We start from the raw sequence: 21,050 nt of genomic DNA, 5'->3' as shown, positions 1-21,050 counted from the left end.
AGCTGGCTTCTGCTCGGGTCATCGGCCGCCGCCTGCGAAAACTTGAGCAGGCGGGCGACGGCCGGGAAACTCTCTTACAGCACCATGGCGGCAACCCAGCCGAACGCCAGCAGCGGCAGGTTGTAGTGCAGGAAGGTGGGCACCACGGTGTCCCAGATATGATTGTGCTGACCATCGACGTTGAGGCCCGCGGTCGGCCCCAGGGTCGAGTCCGAAGCTGGCGAGCCGGCATCGCCGATGGCCCCAGCAGTGCCGACGATGCACACCGTGGCCAGGGGGCTGAAGCCCAGCTGCACGCACAAGGGCACGAAGATCGCGGCGATGATCGGCACCGTGGAAAACGACGAGCCGATGCCCATGGTCACCAGCAAGCCGACCAGCAGCATCAGCAGCACGCCGAGGCCCTTGCTGTCGCCGATCCAGCCGGCGCTGGCGTCGACCAGGCCCTGGATTTCGCCGGTTTCGCGCATCACCTCGGCGAAGCCCGAGGCGGCGATCATGATGAAGCCGATCATCGCCATCATCTTCATGCCTTCGGTGAACAGGTCGTCGGTTTCCTTCCAGCGCACGATGCCCGAGGCGGAGAACACCACGAACCCCAGCAACGCCCCGATGATCATCGAGTCGAGCCACAACTGGGCGCCGAAGGCGATGGCCACCGCCACGCCGGCGACGATCAGGCTGCGCCGGTTGTAGCTGGCGTCGACCCGTTCGGTGCGCTCGACCCGCGCCAGGTCGTAGCTGCGCTTGCCGCGGTAGCTGTACAGGGCGAGCAGCAGACCGGTGACCATGCCCAGGGCGGGGATCAGCATGGCGTGACTGACGTTCACGCCGCTCACGTCCACGCCGCTGCGCACCACGTTGGCCAGCAGGATCTCGTTGAGAAAGATGTTGCCGAAGCCTACCGGCAGAAACATGTAGGGCGTGATCAGGCCGAAGGTCAGCACACAGGCGATCAGCCGGCGGTCGATCTGCAGGCGGGTGATCACGTACAGCAGCGGCGGCACCAGCAGCGGAATGAAGGCGATATGGATGGGCAGGATGTTCTGCGACGAGATCGCCACGGCGAGCAACAGGCCGACCAGCATCCATTTCAGCGCCCCGCCGCCGCCCTGCTCCTGGCGTCCGACCAGGGTCAGCGCCTTGTCGGCCAGGGCATGGGCCAGGCCGGACTTGGCGATCGCCACCGCGAAGGCGCCCAGCAAGGCGTAGGAAAGTGCCACGGTGGCGCCGCCGCCCAGGCCCTTGTTGAAGGCCGCCAGCGAACCGTCCATGCCCAGGCCGCCGATCATGCCGCCAGCCAGTGCGCCAATGATCAGCGCCACCACGACGTGGACCCGGCAAAGGCTGAGAATCAGCATGATGCCGACGGCGGCGATAACTGCGTTCATGAAAGGCTCCTCGAATCACCGCAAGCGCGGCGCAATCAAAAAAGCGTCGCACTCTGCCGGAAGCTGACCTGGGTGTCAAAAATCGGCGCCAGGCGAGCTCTCGTCGAGCCTGGTTCTAAGCAAATAGCACAAACGTACTTTGCGCCTGGCGCCGCGAACGTTAGCCTCTCGCCTCATCATCAACGGAGGATCCCATGCTCGATATCGTTCTGATTGCCGGCTCAAGCCGCCCCGACAGCCAATCCGCCAAGGTGGCCCAGTTCCTGCGCCAACGGCTGATCACCCTGGGCAAGACCAGTGCCGAGCTCAGCCAGGTCATCGACCTCGGCAGCGGCCCGCTGCCGCTGTGGCCTGCCGAAGACGCCGGCACCTGGGCCGACTATGGCCCGCGCCTGCAGCGTGCCGACGCCGTGGTGGTGATCGCCCCGGAGTGGAACGGCATGGCCGGCCCGGCGATCAAGAACTTCTTCATCTATGCCAGCAAGGCCGAGCTGGCGCACAAGCCGGGGCTGCTGGTGGGTGTGTCGTCGGGTATCGGCGGCGGCAGCCCGATCGCCGAGCTGCGCAGCTCCAGCTACAAGAACTGCCGGATCAACTACCTGCCCGAGCATCTGATCGTCCGCTCGGTGACCAAGGTCCTCAACGACGAACAACCAGCCAGCGAAGACGACAGCCGCATCCGCGCCCGTATCGATTACGCCCTGGATATCCTGGCCAAGTACGGCGAAGCGCTGAAACCCGTACGTGCGGCCATCGACCTCAGTGATCCGGCCTTCACCAACGGCATGTAAGCAACACGGCGGATCGCTCCAGGTGATCCGCCCGTGGCCTGGGTAGAGCGCAGCGAAACCCGTGGAACCGCTTTCAGGCGTGACTATCGCGCGCGCAGCGGCAGCTCGATCCTGACCTGCAGGCCGCCCAGGTCACTGTCGTGCAGCGACAGGGTACCGTCCCAGGCATCGACGATATCGCGCACGATGCCCAGGCCCAGGCCGTGTCCCGCGGTTTGCTCGTCCAGGCGAATGCCGCGGCTGAGCACCTCCTCGCGGCGTTCACCGTCGATCCCCGGGCCATCGTCGTCGACGCTCAATACGTAGGCCGTATCGGTACGCTCGATGCGCAGGCGCACCTGGCTGTCGGTCCACTTGCAGGCGTTGTCGAGCAGGTTGCCGAGCAGCTCCAGCAGGTCCTCGCGGTCGCGCGGCAGGCGCAGGTCGGGCGGTGACGCCTGCCAGCTCAGCTCGATGGCGCTGTCGTGGATCATGCCAAGGGTGGCGAACAGGCCAGGCAGCTCCTCCCGGCAATCGAAATGCGCACCGGGCAAGGCTTCACCGGCCAGACGCGCACGGCCCAGCTCACGGGCGATGCGCTGCTCGATCTGTTGCAGGTGCTCGAGCAGGTTGTCGCGCAGTTCGGGGTGCGCACGCAGCTCATCCCGTGAGGCCAGGTTGACCAGCACCGCCAATGGCGTCTTCAACGCATGGCCCAGATTGCCGAGGGCGTTGCGCGAGCGTCTCAGGGTATCTTCGGTGTGGGCCAGCAGGTGGTTGATCTGCTCGACCAGCGGCTCCAGTTCCTCGGGCACCTGCTCGTCCAGCCCGGAGCGCTGCCCTTGCTGCAACTGGGCGATCTGCACGCGGGTCTGCTCCAGCGGCCGCAATGCACGGCTGACCGCCAGGCGCTGCAGCAACAGGATCAGGGCCAGGCTGCCCAACCCCAGCCCCAGGCCGATACGCTGCACCCGGCGGAAGCTGTCCAGCACCGGCGTGTAGTCGCGCGCCACGCTGATGGTTAGGTCCTGGCCGAAGCGCCGGTATTCGCCACGAAAGGTCACCAGCACCTGCTCTTGCGGGCCTTCCTGCAACTCGGGCTGCAGGCCGTCCACGTCCGAGGGTTGCAGTTCGCTGTCCCACAATGAACGCGAACGCCAGCTCTTGTCGCTGAAGTCGATCCGGAAATACAGGCCCGAATAGGGCCGCTGGTAGGCCGCGCTGAGCCGCGACTCGTCGAGCTGGATGCCGGACGGCCCGCGTACCAGCGCGATCAGCAGTGATTGCGCTTCCTCTTCGAGGCCGGCCTGCATATAGCGCCGCAGGTTGCTGTCGAACAGCCACAGGCAGGTTTGCGCGAGCAACAGGCCGATGATCAGCAGCACGCTGATCAGCCCCAGGCTCAGGCGCCGCTGGATCGACCTCAAGCGGCGCTACCGGTGAACCGATAGCCCTGGCCGCGGCGGGTTTCGATCACCTCGCGGCCGAGCTTGCGGCGCAGGTGATTGACGTGCACCTCGATGACGTTGGAGTCGCGCTCGGTCTCGCCGTCGTACAGGTGTTCGGCCAGGTGGCTCTTGGAGAGGATCTGCCCGGCGTGCAGCATGAAGTAGCGCAACAGGCGAAACTCCGCGGCGGTCAGCTCGATCGCCTGCTCTCCGCGGCTGACGCACTGCCGGCTTTCATCCAGGTGCAAACCGGCAGCCTGCAGCTGCGGCTGGTTGGCCAGGCCGCGGGCACGGCGCAGCAGCGCCTGGATACGCAGTTGCAGTTCTTCGGGGTGGAAGGGTTTGGTCAGGTAATCGTCGGCACCGACCTTCAGGCCTTCGATGCGCTCGGCCCAGGAGCCGCGGGCGGTGAGAATCAGCACCGGGGTGACCAGGCCACCCTGGCGCCACTCCTGCAGCACCTCGAGCCCCGGCTTGCCGGGCAAACCGAGGTCGAGAATGATCAGGTCATAGGGCTCACTGGCGCCCTGGTACACGGCATCGCGGCCATCGGCCAGCCAGTCGACGGCATAGCCCTGGCGGGTCAGTGAGGCGGTCAGTTCATCGGCAAGCGGTACGTGGTCTTCAACCAGCAACAGGCGCATGTCAGTCGTCTACCTCATCCTTCAGGATCTTGCCGTCGTGGGCATCGAGCTCCAGTTCACGAACCACCCCCTCGCGGGTCAGCAGTTCCACTTCATAGACGAAGACATCGTCCTCTTCTTCCAGCTCGGCCTCGAGCAGGGTCGCGCCCGGATAGCGCTCCATGGCGGCGCGCATCAACTGGTCGAGCGGCAGGATCACGCCACTCAGGCGCAGGTCCCGCGCCTCGTCCTGGTCAAGGTCACGTGCGCTGGCCGCGCAGGTCAGCGCGGCCAGCGAAACGATGCAGATGCAGCGAAAAACGGGGTTGCCTTTCATCAATCATCCTGGTGGTTCTTGAGGACGGTGCCGTTGGTGGCATCCAGCTCGACGTCCCACTTCTGGTTCTGGGCATCGCGGATTTCCACCTGGTAGAGGTAGCGGCCGTATTCTTCCTCGAGTTCGGTATCGCCCAGTTTACCGCCGGGATGGGCGGCAAGGGCAGCCTCATTGAGCTTCTCGAAGGACTGGATGGTGCCGGCGTCACGCAGTTTCAGCGCCTCGTCCGGCCCCAGGTCACGGGCCTGGGCGATACCGGCGGTGGCGGTGAGAGCAGCAACGGCGAACAAAGCGGTCAATTTCTTCATGGTGATCTCCTGAGTAATCGTGTTTCGACGATGATCAGGTTAAGGGGAACGACTTAATTCAACCTGAATTGCCCCACAGACCCGCGCCGGCCACGGCTTTATACTGGCGTTTCTTCAGCGGAGACCGGCATGAGCGCCATTCAGATCAAATTCCCTGCCCTCACCCTCAAGGCCGGCCAGCGCGCCCTGGCACGCATTCGCGAGCGCGGCCTGCAACCCGGGGATGTCGGCACCCTGCCCGGCGCTGCGGGCGGGCCCAAGGCCCTGGGCATTCAGGGGCTGGATATCGCCCTGTTCGGCGACTGGCTGGCCCGGGCGCCCCGTGAGCGCTCGCTGATCGGCGCGTCCATCGGCTCCTGGCGCTTCGCCAGCGCCTGCCTCCCCGACCCTGCCGCTGCGTTGCAGCGCCTGGGTGAGCTGTACACCGGCATGCGCTTCGCCAAGGGTGTGAGCATCAGCGACGTGACCGAGCGCTGCGTGCGCATGCTCGATGAGCTTCTGCAAAGCCAGGACGCCGCCGTGCTCGACAATCCCCACTACCGGCTCAACATCGTGGTGGTGAAGAGTCACGGCCGGCTTGCCGAGGACGACCGCCGCTCCCTAGGCCTGGGGCTGTCGTCGGTGATCGGCAGCAACCTGCTGGGCCGCCCGCGCCTGGCCCGCCACTTCGAGCGGGTGATCCTGCACGACGCGCGCCTGGCACCGCCCCTGCATCCGCTGACCGACTTTCCTTCGCGCTGCCTGCCGCTGGATGTCGGCAACCTGCGCCATGCCTTGCTGGCCTCCGGCTCGATCCCCTTCGTGATGCAGGGCGTGCGCGACATTCCCGGCGCAGGCCCCGGCACCTACCGCGACGGCGGCCTGCTGGATTACCACCTCGACCTGCCCTACAGCGGTGATGACGTGGTGCTGTACCCGCACTTCACCGATCGCATCATTCCCGGCTGGTTCGACAAGGGCATGCCCTGGCGCCGGGGCGATGCCGTGCGCCTGCAGGACGTCCTGCTGCTGGCCCCCTCGCGTGATTACCTGGTCCGCCTGCCCTATGGCAAGCTGCCGGATCGCAAGGATTTCACCCGGTTCCTGGGCGACGATGCCGGGCGCGAACGCTACTGGCGCCAGGCGATGGATGAGAGCCGGCGCATGGGCGACGAATTTCTCGAGTTGGCCGAATCGGGCCGGCTGGCCGACCATCTGCTGCCGCTATAACCCGCCGCAGGCCCCTCGCGGGCATTTGCGGCGGCAGTCAGAAAACCGCCATTGGTTATTTCAAACGAATTAACCGCCTGTCTGCATTAATAAAAATCCTGAACTTAACGGAACTGATCAGCAGGGCTATTTTCCTATTTGGTGTTGATGCCATTTTCGCTGGTTAAACATAAATGCACGGCCCAACGGCGTGCCGCCACCCTTGAAAACTTTGACGCCCATCAACTTCACAAGATGATTTTCGGTTTTTTTGAAAATTAATTAATTTGGATGTGACTTGCAGGGCTCATCGAACCATCAACAGCTAGGAACGTCAGCGTAGAACAAGCTCGCTGACACTATGAATCATTGGGAAACCCTCGGAGAACCGACCCCATGAACGCTTCGCTGCGTTTCAATGATGCACTGCTGATTGCCGACCGCGCCTTTCAACCTTTCCACTGCGTGGCCTGGGCGCCGCAGGACGGTACCGGCGTACTGAGCCTGACGATCGTCGACCGCACCAATACGCCGTTGATCGATCGCGCGCAACTGACCAGCAGCATCTACAGCGACCCCCAGGAGCTGGCCAAGGCCCTGAAGAAATCCCGCGACGAACTCAGCAGCAAGGGCTTCGATCTCGCGCCCTGGAGCATGCCGGAATAATTCTTCGGCACTTGTTTTTCCCGTTGCCGCACCAGCTGGTGCGGCAACTTGTCCCAGCCTTGTAATACCCTCTTCTCGTTTATGCGTTCGCCCTGGTGTCCTCGTTAAAGTCTGAACTTACCACCCTGTCCAGCGGGCTAAGTCTTTAACTGTTGCCATGAGCGGACCGGCATGCAAAACCTCGTTGTAACTTCGCCGCCCACCTTATATCGCGCTGCCGTGTATCCGGCCGATGATCTTCTTCTGCCTGTTGGTTGCATGATCGTGGAGACCACGCGATGAGCAGCCTGTCGATCACCCCGGAACTGCCCAACGACCTGCACTACGTGGACGACCGCTCGCCCGGCATCACGCGCCGCAAGCTGCGCGGCAAGTTCTGCTATTTCGAGCCCAATGGCCAGCGCATTCGCGACGCCCAGGAGATCGCCCGCATCAATGCCCTGGCGATACCGCCCGCCTACGTGGACGTGTGGATCTGCCCGGACCCCAAGGGCCACTTGCAGGCGACCGGCCGTGATGCGCGCGGCCGCAAGCAGTATCGGTACCACCCGCGCTGGCGTGAAGTGCGCGACACCGACAAGTACGCCAACCTGCTGCTGTTCGGCAAGGCACTGCCCAAACTGCGCCAGACCATAGAACAGCATCTGCTGTTGCCCGACCATGGCCGCGAAAAGGTCATGGCCACCGTGATCACCCTGCTCGACAACACGCTGATCCGCATCGGCAACGTGCGCTACGCCAAGGAAAACCGCTCCTATGGGCTGACCACCCTGCGCAACCGCCATGTCGAGGTGCAGGGCAGCGCCATTCGCTTCCATTTCCGTGGCAAGAGCGGCATCGAACATGAGGTGGAAGTCAGCGATCGTCGCCTCGCGCGCATCATCCGCCGCTGCCTGGAGCTGCCGGGCCAGCACCTGTTCCAGTACCTGGACGCCAATGGCGAGCGCCACACGGTGACCTCGACGGACGTCAACAACTACCTGCGTGAGCTCACCGGTGCCGACTTCACCGCCAAGGATTACCGCACCTGGGCCGGCAGCGCCCTGGCGCTGACGCTGCTGCGTGAGCTGGAATGGCAGCCGGAAAGCTCGGCCAAGAAACATGTGGTGGGCATGGTCAAGCAGGTTGCCGAAGAGTTGCGCAACACGCCGGCCGTGTGCCGCAAGTGCTACATCCACCCGGCGCTGATCGAGGCCTTCCACGCCGGCGAACTGTCTGACCTGCGCCTGGCGGCCGCCCGCAAGGGGTTGCGCAGCGAGGAAAGCCTGCTGATGCGTTTTCTGGAAAAACTCCCCGTCAGCTGAAGTGGCAAGATCTGTGGGTTCAATGTCATTGCCGCCATAGTGCTTTGTCCGCACACTGGCTCCTCATTCACGAGGGGCCACCATGGAAAGCCGCAAATGCATTGCCGCCCTGATCTACCCGGACTTCATGAGCCTGGATGTTGTCGGCCCCTTGCAGGTATTCGCCTCTGCCAACGCCGAGCGTAGCCGCCAGGGGCTCGACGATGCCTATCGGCTGCTGCTACTGGCCGAGCAGGCCGGCCAGGTAAGCAGCTCCTCGGGCATACGCCTGGTGGCCGACGCCGCCTGGGGCGAGGTGGACCCCGCCAGCCTGGATACCCTGCTGATTCCCGGCGGTGCTGGCGAAACCCAGCAATGCGAAAACAGACCACTGCTGAGCTGGCTGCAGCAGGCCGAGCCCCATATCCGGCGCCTGGGCTCGGTCTGCTCGGGCGCGCTGATTCTGGCCCGTACCGGCCTGCTCGACGGTAGGCGGGTGACCACCCACTGGGCCGATATCGACACCTTGCGCCAACACCACAAGCTGCTGGTCGACAGCGACTGCCTGCACACCTATGCCCCCAGTGCAGGCGATGGCAGCGAGCATCTGTTCACCTCCGCTGGCGTTACCGCCGGTATCGACCTGGCATTGGCCCTGGTCGAGGCCGACCTGGGCCGCAGCACCGCACTGGCGGTGGCGCGACGCCTGGTGATGTTCCTACGCCGCCCGGGCGGCCAGGCGCAGTTCAGCGCCCTGCTCGCCCCGGAGCCGAGCCGCACCCCGCGTCTGGCCGAATTGCTCGAGTGGATTCCAACCAACCTGGGCGGCGACCTGTCGCTCGACGCCCTGGCCGACAAGGCGCGGATGACGCCGCGCACGCTGTCGCGGGTATTCGCCAGGGAACTCGGCACTGGGCCGGCCGGCTATGTGGAGCGTGTTCGCCTGGAGGCTGCCCGTAGCCTGCTGCAGGACGCCCAGGCGTCGATCAGTACCGTCGCCCGCCTGACCGGCTTCGGCCACCCGGAGAACCTGCGTCGGGCCTTTCACAAACACCTGTCCATCAGCCCTCAGCAATACGCCGAACGTTTCGGCCGGGAGATCCACCATGCTTGAGCTACGCCCCAACTGCGAATGCTGCGACCGCGACCTGCCGCCGGACTCTCTCGATGCGCGCATCTGCTCGTTCGAATGCACCTACTGCAGCCAGTGCGCCGACACGCACCTCAAAGGGCACTGCCCGAACTGCGCGGGAGAGCTGGTGCGCCGGCCGATTCGCCCTGCCACCAAGCTGCCGGCCAACCCGCCCTCTACCTTGCGCGTGCTCAAGGCGGGAGGAAGCGATGCTGCTTATTCGTAACCGGGCCCTGCTGACCCTGTTTCTCGCCCAGGCGCTGTACTGGAGCTGCTCGCTGATCGGCATCACGCTCACCGCGCTGATCGGCTTGCAACTATCGCCCTACAACGCGCTGGCCACCCTGCCCCTGGCGCTGCTGGTGCTCGGAAACCTGCTGGCGACTCACCCGCTGTCGCTGTTCATGCAGCGCCATGGCCGCAGGCCCGGCCTGACCCTGGGCGCCGCAGCCGGCATACTCGGCGGCCTGACCAGCGCCCTGGGTGTCTGGCTCGGCGACTTCATCCTGTTCTGCCTCGGCGCGCTCGCCACCGGCGTCTATCAGGCCTCGGCCGCGTATTACCGTTTCGCGGCGCTGGAAACGGTGGACGATGCCTACAAGGGGCGCGCGGCTGCCTGGGTGATCGCCGGCGGCATCTGCGCCGCCCTGATTGCGCCGAGCCTGACGCTGTGGGCGCGTAACGCACTGAGCACGCCCTTCGTAGGTGCTTACGTGCTGTTGGCCGGCCTGGCGCTGCTTGGCCTGGCGTTGCTCAGCACCCTGCGCGTGGGAACCATCACCGTCGCGCCGCGAGGCGACATGCGCAGCCTGCTGGCGCGCCCGGCGATCCGCGCTGCACTGGTGGTAACCGCCGTCGGCAATGGCCTGATGATTCTGGTGATGAACGCGACGCCGCTGGCCATGAGCTTCTGCGGCTTGCCGCTGGAGAGCGCTGCCGGGGTGATCCAGTGGCACGTGCTGGGCATGTTCCTGCCTGCGCTGATCGCCGGCCCACTGGTGGATCGCCTGGGCAGCCGGCCGGTGGCCCTGCTGGGTATCGCAACGCTCGGCGGCAGTGCGCTGGTCGGATTGAGCGGGCAAAGCCAGGCTTTCTTCCTGGTTTCCTCGCTGCTGCTGGGCATCGGCTGGAACCTGATGCTGATTGCCGGTACCACGCTGCTGGCCTCGGCCCACCAGCCCGACGAACGAGGCAAGGCCCAAGGGCTCATGGAGTTGACCAATAGCGGCGTTGCCGCCTGTGCGGCCTTCGCGTCCGGTGCACTGATCACCGGGCTGGGCTGGGCGCAGATCAACCTGGCCATGCTGCCGCTGCTGGCGATCGCCCTGATCGCACTGTTGGCACGCCCTGCAACCAGGGCAGCGGCGGCCGGCTAGACGCCGAACACCGTGACCTGGTTGCGACCGTTGCGCTTGGAGCTGTAGAGCGCCTGGTCGGCCCACTGGATGACCTGCTGGTGATCGTGGCTGGGCTCGCTCAGGTCGGCCACACCGAGGCTGATGGTGAAGGGAATCACCTGCCCCTCGTGGCTGACCTGCAAGCGCTCGACGATCAGGCGCAAACGTTCGGCGAAGACCCGCCCGCCCGCCGCATCGACATCCGGCAGCAGCACCACGAACTCCTCGCCGCCATAGCGCCCGGCGATGTCGGTATCACGCAACTGCTCGCGCAGCACCTTGGCGACACTCTGGATCACCGTGTCGCCGGCCTGGTGCCCGTAGGTGTCGTTGACCTTCTTGAAATGATCGATATCGAAGATCACCAGCGCTGCGCTGCTGCCGTAACGGCGATGACGGGCGTGTTCGCGCTTGAGCTCCTCCTCCCAGTGGCCGCGGTTGTTCAGCCCGGTCAGCCGGTCGGTACGCGAAAGGTGCTTGAACTGATCGCTCATGGCCTGCAACTGACGCTTGTTCACCGCCACGCTGGTCACGTCGTAGACGATCACGCACAGGTGCTCGATCTTGCTGTTGGTGGCCACCAGCGGCAGGATGGTGGTGTTCTGGTACATGAAATCTTCCAGCCCGGTGATCGGCTGGTAATTCTTGAAACGCACCAGGTACGGCCGTTGCTCCCAGATGGTGAAGGCCGGCGTACCCAGGGTGACGACGTTTTCCACCTTGTTGCGAAACCACACCTCGTCGACCTCGGGAAACAGCTCGAAGAACGAGCGCTCGGCCGCATCCCGCGCGCTACGCCCGGAATGGTTCTCCATGAAGCTGTTCCATACTTCCACACGGTACTGACGGTCGAGCACCACCACGCCGACATCGATGCTCTGCACGATGGCCAGCAGCCAGTGGAAATCGTTTAAATCCATGCTCTCGGCCATGCGGCTTATTCCATCAGATAGGCGAGTTTGTTGGTCAGCAGCGACACCGAATCCTCGGTGAACAGCAGCAGCAGGTCGAAGTGGATGTCGTGGCCTTCGATGCTGTAGCTCACTTCGACGGCCAGGGTCTTGCGCCAGCGCTGGCTGTTGATGCGAATCAGCTCGTCGATGGAGGCGTGCTCGCCGAGTATCTGTGGGTGGCCCTGGGAGAAGCTCACGTCAAGCTGCTCGGCGATGCCGCTCAGGCACGCGCCAATGAGGATGCTGGACATGTCCAGGAGCATTTCCATGGACGAATGGTTGTGCTCCTGCCATTGCATGAGCTTGGCCATGTCGGCCACTTCCGAATCATGGAAGATCAGCAGCGCCTCACCGGCGATGCCCTCGCCGATATAACCCTGGCACACCGCGGTCAGGCCATTGCCACGCTGGGCGTCGGCCAGGGCCATGTGCAGCTCGCTGACCTCGAGGATATTGACGTTGGGGATCGGCAGTTGCACGAACACGCCGAGCACCCGGGCCAGCAACGCCGCCGCACGGCCCATGGCGATGTTGACCACCTCGCGGAAGGCATCGCGAAACGACACCTTGGGCTCGGGCAGCGCCGCGACGGGCGCCGCCGCCACGTGCAGGAAGCCAAGCTGATCCAGGGTCTGGCGCAACAGCTCGGGGTCGGCAGGTTTTTTCAGGAATGCCAGGGCGCCGAGTTCCTTGACCCGGCGGATCGCTTCGTCCTGCACGTCGCCGGACACCACGATGACCTTTTGCGCACGCCCCTCGGCCTTCAGCGCCGCGAGCACGCCGTAGCCATCGAGCACCGGCATGGTGAGGTCGAGCAGCAGGAGATCGAAGTGAGCGGCGCGCAGTTGCTGGAGCGCTTCTTCACCGTTGGCGGCCTGGCTGACGGTTACCGGCCAGTCCGCAGGCAAGGCGCGCAGCAGTTGCTTGCGGGCCATGTTGGAGTCATCGCAGACGAGAAGAGATGCGGTGGGCATCGATACGCCTCAAGAGGTGGGCCTGATCCGGCTTGGGCTGCGGCGGGTATACCGGCAGCGGCGCCATTGCTGGGTGCGCTGCTGACACTTATAGCAGAGCGCCAGTTCGTCTCGGGGGTTTTCTAGCACTTAAAGCAGACAAGGCGACCGAAGTCGCCTTGTCATCGCAGCCATGGCGGTCAGTAATACGCGTTCTCGCGATTGCTGTGGTCGGTCACGTCGCGCACACCCTTGAGTTCCGGAATGCGCTCGAGCAAGGTCTTCTCGATGCCTTCCTTGAGGGTCAGGTCGGCTTGGCCGCAGCCCTGGCAGCCGCCACCGAACTGCAGCACGGCAATGCCTTCCTCGACCACGTCGATCAGCGTGACCTGGCCGCCATGGCTGGCCAGGCCGGGATTGATCTCGGTCTGCAGGTAGTAATTGATGCGCTCGTTGAGCGGGCTGTCTTCGTTGACCATCGGCACCTTGGCGTTCGGCGCCTTGATGGTCAGCTGGCCGCCCATGCGGTCGGTGGCGTAGTCGACCACGGCGTCTTCGAGAAACGGCTCGCTGACGGCGTCGATCCAGGCCGTGAAACTGGCCAGGCCGATGGCCTGGTCCTCCGGCTTCTGCTCGCCCGGCTTGCAATAGGCGATGCAGGTTTCCGCGTACTGGGTACCGGGTTGGGTGATGAAGACCCGGATACCGATTCCCGGCGTGTTCTGCTTGCTCAGCAGGTCGGCCAGGTAATCATGGGCGGCATCGGTAATGGTAATGGTGCTCATGGCAACTCCTCACGGTCATGGGGCGAAGTGTACGCCAAATGACCGCCTCGAATAAAGTCCTACCATTTTACTCAGGATAAGGCCTGGAGCTGGCACTTGCCCGACCGTTCGTTGATCCACGCCTTGGCCTGGACGAAAAAGCGCTTCTCGATCAGTTCGTAGCTGCCCCACGACGCCAGGGCGATCAGCGGCATGCAGGCGACGATCACCAGGTACGGATTGAGATCCAGGCTGGCCTGCAGGTACCAGCCCAGGGACAGGATGATCACGTGCAGCAGGTACACCGAATACGAGCAATCACCCATGCGCGCCAGCAGGCGGTTGTCCTTGAACCACGGCTCCATGGCGATGCAGGCCGCGACGATCAGTGCACTGGGCACGCCCCAGTGCAGCAGGCGCATGCTGTTGTCGAAGTGGTAGATGGCCAGCAGCGAGCCGGCGATCACCAGCAGCGGCAGCCACAGCCCCTGGCGGATCCAGCCGCGGCTGTAGACCATGCCCAGCAGCACGCCGAACAGGAACTCGTAGACGATGCTGTTGCGGTAGAAGTTGCTCAGCCAGGGTTGGGTGGCCAGCAGGCCGAAGAGCATCAGCATCACCGCCACGAATAGCAGGCGCAGGCGCTGGGGAACCACGAAGGCCAGGGCGAACAGCAGGTAGAAGAACATCTCGTAGTTGAGCGTCCAGCCGACGTTGAGCGTCGGGTAGAGCCCGAAGCCTGCGGGGTTTTCCGCGGGAATGAACAGCAGCGACAGCACCAGGTGCTGCAGGTCGAAGGCCTGGGTCGGCATCACCGGGTTGGCGAAGGCGATGATCAGCGCGGCAATCAGCGAATACAGCCAGTAGGCCGGCACGATGCGCAGGGCGCGGTTGAGCATGAAGCGCCACGGGGTGATGGTCTTGCCCTGGGTGGACAGGTAGATCACCAGGCCGCTGATGACGAAGAAGATATCGACGCCCACGGCGCCCTTGTCGGAAAAAAGATGGCCCATGAAACTCTCGGCCTTGAAATCGAAAAACACCTGCATGACATGGTGAAAGACCACTACCCAGGCTGCCAATGCCCGCAGTGCCTGCACTGAAATCAGCATAGAACCGCCACTCTCCCTCTCGTTGAAACCGATACGGGCAACCGTCGATAACCGGCTGCCACTGCGTCCGACCGCAGTGGCGAGAGAAAGATCGGGTGAATTAGCGAAGCGTTATCTGGGAACCGCTAGTTCGCAGTCGTTGCGGCGAGCAGCGATAGCCGGGGCGGCGGCCTACAGGTTCTGGTAGCGGTTCATGTCCAGCACGCCGGCCTCTACCGGCTCGTGCTCACGGATATGCGTGGTGAGGTCGTGGAAGTACTGCCAGAACTGCGGATGAGTGCGGCGAATGCCCCAGCGCTCGACGATCTGCTCGAAGGCCGCGGCGTCGCGGGCCTGTTCCATGGCGGCGACGAAGTCCGGCACCTGGGCCGCCGGCATCGAGAACATGAAGTTGGGGTAGCTGCTCAGCACCTCGGGGTAGACCGTCAGGGTGTCGAGGCGCGGCTGGTAGCGCAGCTCCTCGCCAAGCATGAAGGCGACGTTGCTGTGCGCGCGATTGCGCAGCAGGCTGTAGACCTCGCGACGACCGCCCCCCTCGACCCGCAGCAGCGTGGCTTCTGGTAGTTGCTCGATCACCCTGAGTCGCGCGGCCGGCGTGGAAGCCAGGCGGCTCAACGCCTGCTCCGCCTGACGCAATTCACCTGGCAGGCCATCGCGATAGCAGTGCTCACCGGCGCAGCGATTGATCGGATCGGGCCGGGCGTCGAGGGCGGCGAAGCGCTGCAGCAGTTGCTCGGCGAACTGGCGCTTCGGCTCGTCATCGGCCAAGGACAGGCCGCTCGGGGTTTTCCGATCCAGTGGGTAGTAATCCATCCACGCCTTGAGCTTGCCGCTGTACTGGTACCAGTCGCCAAAGATCGCCTTGCGGGCATCGGCCGGCATCAGCCGCAGGAAGTTCTGCTCGGCGCCATTGCGGATCAGGTCGAAGTACAGGCGTGTCTGCGCCTGGTGCGAGACGTTGCCGAACACGTCGAAATTGACCACCAGCTGGTAATAGGTGCGTTCGAGCAGCGGGTAGTCCATCCACCAGAGGGTCTGCGGGATCTCGCCCACCAGGCCTTTGCGCACCGAGGCGCTGTCGTGCTGGCGGAAGATCGACAGCAGCGCGTTGTCGTTGCCCTGCCAGATCTGCGACCAGCCCGGCGCCGGCGCATTGCCATACGCCTCGGTGCGTAGCGCCTCGTAGTCATTGCGCTTGTCGCGGTAGCTGCGCCACAGGCCCAGCAGATCGCCGATCTCGTCGAGCTGGCCCGGCATGGCCAGCAAAGGCGTGGCCGCGCCGCGGTAGGCCGGGTCGGTGATGTACAGGTCGTGCTGCGGATCCTGGAAGAACACCCAGAAGTTGTCGCGGATCACGTCGGTGGCGATCTGCCCGCGGCACACCGGCCCACGGATAAAGGTGCGCACGAAGTACTCGGCGTTATCGAGCATGAACTGATAGCGCGCCTGGGCCGGAATCGCCTCGAAGGCCAGAAACGGATTGGAGCGGTGCTGCACGCCGTAACCCGGCAGCGCAGTCACCTGCCAGTCGGTGCCGAAGAACAGCTCGCGCACGTGCGCAAGCTTGGCGGCACCGAGCGGATAGGTGATGTGGGTCTTGTGGACGATCACGCCCTGGATCGGCATCAGCCGGTAATAGATGTCGGTGCCTGGATCGTCGTTGGGGCGCCGCGTGGCGACGATATCCACCGGCTGGCCGCTCGGCGTGCGCGAACGCACCAGCTGGAAGAAATGCCCGGACTCGCCACCTTCGAAATACAGATGGGCGAGAAACAGGTGCTCGTAGATCCAGCGGCTGACCAGCCGCTGCTCGTCGCCGTCGGCATTGAGGAAGCGCTCCCAGTCGGCGACCTGCCTGGCTTCAGCGGGGCTGGGCTGCAGCGGCTGCTCATCGACCGGCGCGCCCTGCTGCAGCCAGCGCTGCACGGTCTGGTAATCCTGCTCGGTGAGGCCGGTGACCGCGAACGGCATGCCGGCCATGGGGTTCTTGCCGGCGAAGTCGGCGAACTCGCCCGGTAGCGCGCACTGGTTGGCGCGCTCGATGCCGATGTCCAGATCCTTGGGCAGCTTGCTGTTGGGCGGCAGCGGCGTGGCGTGCCCCAGTTCGAGCATACGCGCCATCAGCGCCGCCTGGCCGCCCTGCTGCTCCAGCACCGAATGAAAATCCTTGCGGCGCCAGGCCGGCGCACCGTGGGCATCCATGAACAACCGCGTGGTGGCCTGGGTATGGGTGCGGGTGCCGTCATACACCGTGGCCTTGCTGGCGCCGCGCTCGGCGCCCTCGCCGCTGCCCAGGTTGAGCTGGCACGGCGCGTCGTAGCAGGCGTGGCAGGCCACGCAGTTGTGCGTGAAGATCGGCTGTATATCGCGGCTGTAGGAAACGCTCTGTGCCATTGTCAGGGGGCTGATGAGCAGGCAGAGGGTCAACAGCAGCCAACGGCACATGGGAAGAGTTCCACGAATTTGGCCGCGCATTCTAGCCGCCTCGTCTGTGCTATCGCTATGCCTGCATCCGCGTGTAACACCGCCGCAACATGAACATAATTCATGCACAAGCGCGCAGCGCAGAAATGACCTCAGGGTTTGTTATCATCTGCGGCCTTGTCGTAGCCCCCGTTCAGAGCCTTTTCCATGCCCTTGTCAGATCGCAGCGCCCGCCTCCAAGCACTTCAGCAAGCCCTCAAGGAACGCATCCTGATCCTCGACGGCGGCATGGGCACCATGATCCAGAGCTACAAGCTCGAAGAAGCCGACTACCGCGGTGAGCGCTTCGCCGACTGGCCGAGCGACGTCAAGGGCAACAACGACCTGCTGCTGCTCACCCAGCCGCAGATCATCGCCGCCATCGAGAAGGCCTACCTGGATGCCGGCGCCGACATCCTGGAAACCAACACCTTCAACGCCACCCAGGTGTCCCAGGCCGACTACGACATGGAGTCGATCGTCTACGAACTGAACGTCGCCGGCGCCCGCGTGGCCCGTGAAGTGGCCGACGCCAAGAGCCTGGAAACCCCGGATCGCCCGCGCTTCGTCGCAGGCGTTCTGGGCCCGACCAGCCGCACCTGCTCGATCTCCCCGGACGTCAACGACCCCGGCTATCGCAACGTCACCTTCGACGAGCTGGTGGAGAACTACACCGAAGCGACCCGCGGCCTGATCGAGGGCGGCGCCGACCTGATCCTTATCGAGACCATCTTCGACACCCTCAACGCCAAGGCGGCGATCTTCGCCGTGCAGCAGGTGTTCGACGAGGATGGCGTCGAACTGCCGATCATGATCTCCGGCACCATCACCGACGCTTCCGGCCGCACCCTGTCCGGTCAGACCACCGAAGCCTTCTGGAACTCGGTGGCCCACGCCAGGCCGATTTCCGTGGGCCTGAACTGCGCCCTCGGTGCCAAGGAGCTGCGCCCTTACCTGGCCGAACTGGCGGCCAAGGCCGGCACCCACGTGTCGGCGCACCCCAATGCCGGCCTGCCCAATGCCTTTGGTGAATACGACGAAACCCCGGCGCAGATGGCCGAGGTGGTCGAGGAATTCGCCGCGTCGGGCCTGCTGAACATCATCGGCGGCTGCTGCGGCACCACGCCGGGCCACATCCAGGCCATCGCCGAGGCGGTCGCCAAATACCAGCCGCGCCCGATTCCGGAGATTCCCAAGGCCTGCCGCCTGTCGGGTCTGGAGCCCTTCACCATCGATCGCCAGTCGTTGTTCGTCAACGTCGGCGAGCGCACCAACATCACAGGTTCCGCCAAGTTCGCCCGGCTGATCCGCGAAGAGAACTACACCGAGGCCCTGGAAGTCGCCCTGCAGCAGGTGGAAGCCGGCGCCCAGGTGATCGACATCAACATGGACGAGGGGATGCTCGACTCGAAGGCCGCCATGGTCAGGTTCCTCAACCTGATCGCTGGCGAGCCGGACATTTCCCGCGTGCCGATCATGATCGACTCCTCCAAGTGGGAGGTGATCGAGGCCGGCCTGAAATGCATCCAGGGCAAGGGCATCGTCAACTCGATCTCCATGAAGGAAGGCGTCGAGCAGTTCAAGCACCACGCCAAGCTGTGCAAGCGCTATGGCGCCGCCGTGGTGGTGATGGCCTTCGACGAGGTCGGCCAGGCCGATACCGCGGCGCGCAAGAAGGAAATCTGCCAGCGCAGCTACGACATCCTGGTCAATGAAGTGGGCTTCCCGCCGGAAGACATCATCTTCGACCCGAACATCTTCGCCGTGGCCACCGGCATCGAGGAGCACAACAACTACGCGGTGGATTTCATCGAGGCCTGCGCCTATATCCGTGACCAGCTACCGTATGCGCTGAGTTCGGGCGGCGTCTCCAACGTGTCGTTCTCGTTTCGCGGCAACAACCCGGTGCGCGAGGCGATCCACTCGGTGTTTCTCTACTACGCCATCCAGAACGGCCTCTCCATGGGCATCGTCAACGCCGGCCAGCTGGAGATCTACGACGAGATTCCCAAGGAGCTGCGCGACGCGGTCGAGGACGTGGTGCTCAACCGTAACGAAGGCGCCACCGAGGCCCTGCTGGCCATCGCCGACAAGTACAAGGGTGACGGCGCCGCCAAGGAAGTCGAGAACGAGGAGTGGCGCTCGCTGCCGGTCGACAAGCGCCTGGAGCACGCGCTGGTCAAGGGCATCACCGCCTTTATCGTCGAGGACACCGAGGAATGCCGCCAGCAATGCGCGCGGCCCATAGAGGTCATCGAAGGCCCGTTGATGAGCGGCATGAACGTGGTCGGCGATCTGTTCGGCTCGGGCAAGATGTTCCTGCCCCAGGTGGTCAAGTCCGCCCGGGTGATGAAGCAGGCCGTGGCGCACCTGATTCCCTTCATCGAGGCCGAGAAAGGCGACAAGCCCGAAGCCAAGGGCAAGATCTTGATGGCTACCGTGAAAGGCGACGTGCACGACATCGGCAAGAACATCGTCGGCGTGGTGCTGGGCTGTAATGGCTACGACATCGTCGACCTGGGCGTGATGGTGCCGGCAGAGAAGATCCTGCAGACCGCCATCGCCGAGAAGTGCGACATCATCGGCCTGTCCGGGTTGATCACCCCGTCGCTGGACGAGATGGTCCACGTCGCCAAGGAAATGCAGCGCCAGGGCTTTACCCTGCCCCTGATGATCGGCGGCGCGACCACTTCCAAGGCGCACACCGCGGTGAAGATCGACCCGCAGTACAAGAATGATGCGGTGATCTACGTCACCGACGCCTCCCGCGCGGTGGGCGTGGCCACCCAGCTGCTGTCCAAGGAACTCAAGCCCGACTTCGTGCAGCGCACCCGCGACGAATACGTGGTGGTGCGCGAGCGCACCGCGGCCCGGGCGACCCGCACCGAGCGCCTGAGCTACGCCAACGCCGTCGCCAACAAGCCGAAGTTCGACTGGGCCGGTTATAGCGCACCGCAACCGAGCTTCACCGGCGCCAGGGTACTCGATGACATCGACCTCAACGTGCTGGCCGAGTACATCGACTGGACGCCGTTCTTCATCTCCTGGGACCTGGCCGGCAAGTACCCGCGCATCCTCACCGACGAAGTGGTCGGTGAGGCGGCCACCAGCCTGTTCAACGATGCCCAGGCGATGCTGCGCAAGCTGATCGACGAGAAACTGATCAAGGCCCGCGCCGTGTTCGGTTTCTGGCCGGCCAATCAGGTGCGTGACGACGATATCGAAGTCTACGGCGACAACGGCGAGCAACTCGCCACCCTGCACCACCTGCGTCAGCAGACCATCAAGCCGGACGGCAAACCGAACCTGTCCCTGGCCGACTTCGTCGCGCCGAAGGAAAGCGGCATTACGGATTACGTCGGTGGCTTTATCACCACCGCCGGCATCGGCGCCGAGGAAGTGGCCAAGGCTTACCAAGACAAGGGCGACGACTACAACGCGATCATGGTCAAGGCCCTGGCCGACCGCCTCGCCGAAGCCTGCGCCGAGTGGCTGCACGAGCGGGTGCGCAAGGAGCACTGGGGTTACGCGGCGGACGAACAGCTGGACAACGAGGCGCTGATCCGCGAGCAGTACAAGGGCATCCGCCCGGCCCCCGGCTACCCGGCCTGCCCGGACCACACCGAGAAAGGCACGCTGTTCAAACTGCTCGACCCCGAGGCCGACTACAACAAGGCCGGCACGAGCGGCGTGTTCCTTACCGAGCACTACGCCATGTTCCCGGCGGCAGCGGTGTCCGGCTGGTACTTCGCCCACCCCGAGGCGCAGTATTTCGCCGTGGGCAAGGTCGACAAGGATCAGATCGAGCGCTACACCGAGCGCAAGGCGCAGGACATCGCCGTCAGCGAACGCTGGCTGGCGCCCAACCTGGGGTATGACGAATGAGTGAGCAACCCTATTTGCTCGACGGGCTGGAAACCGCCGACATGCTGGTCATCGACGGCCTGCATGCGTTCGACTTCCAGCTCGACGACGAACTTCTCGACCAGGCCGACGCGGCCGCCGAGGCGGATCAGCCGTTCGCCAGCGAAGCCGTGGTGCTGACCATCGAGGCCCAGGACGGCCGCGACCGCAAACGCTGGCAGTTCAGCTACAACGCGGTGATGGAGGCTGAATACGAGGCTGGCGACGACAGCTGGCTGATCGATGGCCACCGGCTGGTTTGCCTGGGCGCGGTCAGCGCGGAAGCGGACTGACTCCGCCACCATCGAAGCAGCACTTGCCGACAAATGCGCCTAGCGGAAAAGCCAGCTGGCCAGCAC

General features: G+C 64.4%; 19 protein-coding genes. 9 read left to right on the top strand and 10 right to left on the bottom strand.

What is annotated here, in order from left to right; translation table 11 throughout:
* Positions 1-74 precede the first annotated feature (74 nt).
* The gene (locus K8U54_RS23775) at positions 75-1,391 is read right to left on the bottom strand and encodes a Na+/H+ antiporter family protein (protein WP_249908105.1); all 1,317 of its coding nucleotides are present in this window, start codon (positions 1,389-1,391) and stop codon (positions 75-77) included.
* 194 nt (positions 1,392-1,585) lie between these two features.
* Between K8U54_RS23775 and K8U54_RS23770 the strand changes: the two genes are divergently transcribed.
* Positions 1,586-2,182, top strand: a complete 597-nt coding sequence (locus K8U54_RS23770; protein WP_249908104.1) for an NADPH-dependent FMN reductase — start codon at positions 1,586-1,588, stop codon at positions 2,180-2,182.
* A gap of 83 nt (positions 2,183-2,265) precedes the next feature.
* On the opposite strand, the gene K8U54_RS23765 is transcribed toward K8U54_RS23770, so the two are convergent.
* Genes K8U54_RS23765 through K8U54_RS23750 form a run of 4 tightly spaced genes read right to left on the bottom strand, consistent with a single transcriptional unit; the run spans position 2,266 to position 4,877 of the window.
* The gene (locus K8U54_RS23765) at positions 2,266-3,588 is read right to left on the bottom strand and encodes a sensor histidine kinase (RefSeq protein ID WP_249908103.1); all 1,323 of its coding nucleotides are present in this window, start codon (positions 3,586-3,588) and stop codon (positions 2,266-2,268) included.
* A complete protein-coding gene (locus K8U54_RS23760; protein WP_075960701.1) occupies positions 3,585-4,253 on the bottom strand; it encodes a response regulator transcription factor in 669 nt (222 codons plus the stop codon). The genes K8U54_RS23765 and K8U54_RS23760 overlap by 4 nt, the downstream gene beginning before the upstream one ends.
* Position 4,254: 1 nt before the next feature.
* Positions 4,255-4,569, bottom strand: a complete 315-nt coding sequence (locus K8U54_RS23755; protein WP_249908102.1) for a PepSY domain-containing protein — start codon at positions 4,567-4,569, stop codon at positions 4,255-4,257.
* Positions 4,569-4,877 (bottom strand): PepSY domain-containing protein, encoded by a 309-nt coding sequence (locus K8U54_RS23750; RefSeq protein ID WP_073266874.1) that lies wholly within the window; start codon positions 4,875-4,877, stop codon positions 4,569-4,571. The genes K8U54_RS23755 and K8U54_RS23750 overlap by 1 nt, the downstream gene beginning before the upstream one ends.
* 129 nt (positions 4,878-5,006) lie before the next feature.
* On the opposite strand from K8U54_RS23750, the gene K8U54_RS23745 reads away from it, so the two are divergent.
* The 6 genes from K8U54_RS23745 (at position 5,007) to K8U54_RS23720 (ending at position 10,522) form a co-directional block, all read left to right on the top strand.
* Complete coding sequence (locus K8U54_RS23745; RefSeq protein WP_249908101.1) at positions 5,007-6,086, top strand: patatin-like phospholipase family protein; 1,080 nt, start codon at positions 5,007-5,009, stop codon at positions 6,084-6,086.
* 375 nt (positions 6,087-6,461) lie between these two features.
* The gene (locus tag K8U54_RS23740; RefSeq protein WP_070887438.1) at positions 6,462-6,731 is read left to right on the top strand and encodes a hypothetical protein; all 270 of its coding nucleotides are present in this window, start codon (positions 6,462-6,464) and stop codon (positions 6,729-6,731) included.
* 278 nt (positions 6,732-7,009) lie between these two features.
* Positions 7,010-8,035, top strand: coding sequence for a DNA topoisomerase IB (locus K8U54_RS23735; protein WP_249908100.1), 1,026 nt, complete (start codon positions 7,010-7,012; stop codon positions 8,033-8,035).
* An 82-nt stretch (positions 8,036-8,117) separates the two neighbouring features.
* Positions 8,118-9,128, top strand: coding sequence for a GlxA family transcriptional regulator (locus tag K8U54_RS23730; RefSeq protein ID WP_249908099.1), 1,011 nt, complete (start codon positions 8,118-8,120; stop codon positions 9,126-9,128).
* Positions 9,121-9,372: a DUF1272 domain-containing protein gene (locus K8U54_RS23725; protein ID WP_249908098.1), complete on the top strand. Its 252-nt coding sequence runs from the start codon at positions 9,121-9,123 to the stop codon at positions 9,370-9,372. The genes K8U54_RS23730 and K8U54_RS23725 overlap by 8 nt, the downstream gene beginning before the upstream one ends.
* Complete coding sequence (locus K8U54_RS23720) at positions 9,359-10,522, top strand: MFS transporter (RefSeq protein ID WP_249910508.1); 1,164 nt, start codon at positions 9,359-9,361, stop codon at positions 10,520-10,522. The genes K8U54_RS23725 and K8U54_RS23720 overlap by 14 nt, the downstream gene beginning before the upstream one ends.
* On the opposite strand, the gene K8U54_RS23715 is transcribed toward K8U54_RS23720, so the two are convergent.
* The 5 genes from K8U54_RS23715 to K8U54_RS23695 form a co-directional block, all read right to left on the bottom strand.
* Positions 10,519-11,475 (bottom strand): sensor domain-containing diguanylate cyclase, encoded by a 957-nt coding sequence (locus K8U54_RS23715; protein WP_249908097.1) that lies wholly within the window; start codon positions 11,473-11,475, stop codon positions 10,519-10,521. The genes K8U54_RS23720 and K8U54_RS23715 overlap by 4 nt on opposite strands.
* A gap of 5 nt (positions 11,476-11,480) precedes the next feature.
* Positions 11,481-12,470, bottom strand: a complete 990-nt coding sequence (locus K8U54_RS23710; RefSeq protein WP_249908096.1) for a response regulator — start codon at positions 12,468-12,470, stop codon at positions 11,481-11,483.
* A gap of 179 nt (positions 12,471-12,649) precedes the next feature.
* A complete protein-coding gene (nfuA, locus tag K8U54_RS23705; RefSeq protein WP_074887614.1) occupies positions 12,650-13,234 on the bottom strand; it encodes a Fe-S biogenesis protein NfuA in 585 nt (194 codons plus the stop codon).
* Positions 13,235-13,305: 71 nt separating this feature from the next.
* Positions 13,306-14,325 carry an acyltransferase family protein gene (locus tag K8U54_RS23700; RefSeq protein WP_249908095.1) on the bottom strand — a complete coding sequence of 340 codons (1,020 nt, stop codon included), beginning with the start codon at positions 14,323-14,325 and terminating at the stop codon, positions 13,306-13,308.
* Between the two features lie 171 nt (positions 14,326-14,496).
* Positions 14,497-16,770: a fatty acid cis/trans isomerase gene (locus K8U54_RS23695; RefSeq protein ID WP_249908094.1), complete on the bottom strand. Its 2,274-nt coding sequence runs from the start codon at positions 16,768-16,770 to the stop codon at positions 14,497-14,499.
* Positions 16,771-16,956: 186 nt separating this feature from the next.
* Between K8U54_RS23695 and metH the strand changes: the two genes are divergently transcribed.
* Positions 16,957-20,673 carry a methionine synthase gene (gene metH / locus K8U54_RS23690; protein WP_249908093.1) on the top strand — a complete coding sequence of 1,239 codons (3,717 nt, stop codon included), beginning with the start codon at positions 16,957-16,959 and terminating at the stop codon, positions 20,671-20,673.
* Complete coding sequence (locus K8U54_RS23685; protein WP_249908092.1) at positions 20,670-20,984, top strand: DUF5629 family protein; 315 nt, start codon at positions 20,670-20,672, stop codon at positions 20,982-20,984. Before metH ends, K8U54_RS23685 begins: the two co-directional genes overlap by 4 nt.
* The last annotated feature ends 66 nt before the right edge of the window (positions 20,985-21,050 follow it).

Source organism: Pseudomonas fulva (assembly GCF_023517795.1).
GTDB classification, from domain to species: Bacteria; Pseudomonadota; Gammaproteobacteria; order Pseudomonadales; family Pseudomonadaceae; genus Aquipseudomonas; species Aquipseudomonas fulva_D.
Note: the sequence above shows the minus strand (reverse complement) of the source record. Positions and strands in the feature narration are given on the sequence as shown.

Coding starts and splice junctions, on each gene's coding strand:
- K8U54_RS23685 (WP_249908092.1), top strand. CDS start 20,670: ATGAGTGAGCAACCCTATTTGCTCGACGGGCTGGAAACCGCCGACATG.
- K8U54_RS23710 (WP_249908096.1), bottom strand. CDS start 12,470: ATGCCCACCGCATCTCTTCTCGTCTGCGATGACTCCAACATGGCCCGC.
- nfuA (WP_074887614.1), bottom strand. CDS start 13,234: ATGAGCACCATTACCATTACCGATGCCGCCCATGATTACCTGGCCGAC.
- K8U54_RS23730 (WP_249908099.1), top strand. CDS start 8,118: ATGGAAAGCCGCAAATGCATTGCCGCCCTGATCTACCCGGACTTCATG.
- K8U54_RS23735 (WP_249908100.1), top strand. CDS start 7,010: ATGAGCAGCCTGTCGATCACCCCGGAACTGCCCAACGACCTGCACTAC.
- metH (WP_249908093.1), top strand. CDS start 16,957: ATGCCCTTGTCAGATCGCAGCGCCCGCCTCCAAGCACTTCAGCAAGCC.
- K8U54_RS23725 (WP_249908098.1), top strand. CDS start 9,121: ATGCTTGAGCTACGCCCCAACTGCGAATGCTGCGACCGCGACCTGCCG.
- K8U54_RS23695 (WP_249908094.1), bottom strand. CDS start 16,770: ATGTGCCGTTGGCTGCTGTTGACCCTCTGCCTGCTCATCAGCCCCCTG.
- K8U54_RS23740 (WP_070887438.1), top strand. CDS start 6,462: ATGAACGCTTCGCTGCGTTTCAATGATGCACTGCTGATTGCCGACCGC.
- K8U54_RS23700 (WP_249908095.1), bottom strand. CDS start 14,325: ATGCTGATTTCAGTGCAGGCACTGCGGGCATTGGCAGCCTGGGTAGTG.
- K8U54_RS23760 (WP_075960701.1), bottom strand. CDS start 4,253: ATGCGCCTGTTGCTGGTTGAAGACCACGTACCGCTTGCCGATGAACTG.
- K8U54_RS23750 (WP_073266874.1), bottom strand. CDS start 4,877: ATGAAGAAATTGACCGCTTTGTTCGCCGTTGCTGCTCTCACCGCCACC.
- K8U54_RS23715 (WP_249908097.1), bottom strand. CDS start 11,475: ATGGCCGAGAGCATGGATTTAAACGATTTCCACTGGCTGCTGGCCATC.
- K8U54_RS23745 (WP_249908101.1), top strand. CDS start 5,007: ATGAGCGCCATTCAGATCAAATTCCCTGCCCTCACCCTCAAGGCCGGC.
- K8U54_RS23755 (WP_249908102.1), bottom strand. CDS start 4,569: ATGAAAGGCAACCCCGTTTTTCGCTGCATCTGCATCGTTTCGCTGGCC.
- K8U54_RS23775 (WP_249908105.1), bottom strand. CDS start 1,391: ATGAACGCAGTTATCGCCGCCGTCGGCATCATGCTGATTCTCAGCCTT.
- K8U54_RS23770 (WP_249908104.1), top strand. CDS start 1,586: ATGCTCGATATCGTTCTGATTGCCGGCTCAAGCCGCCCCGACAGCCAA.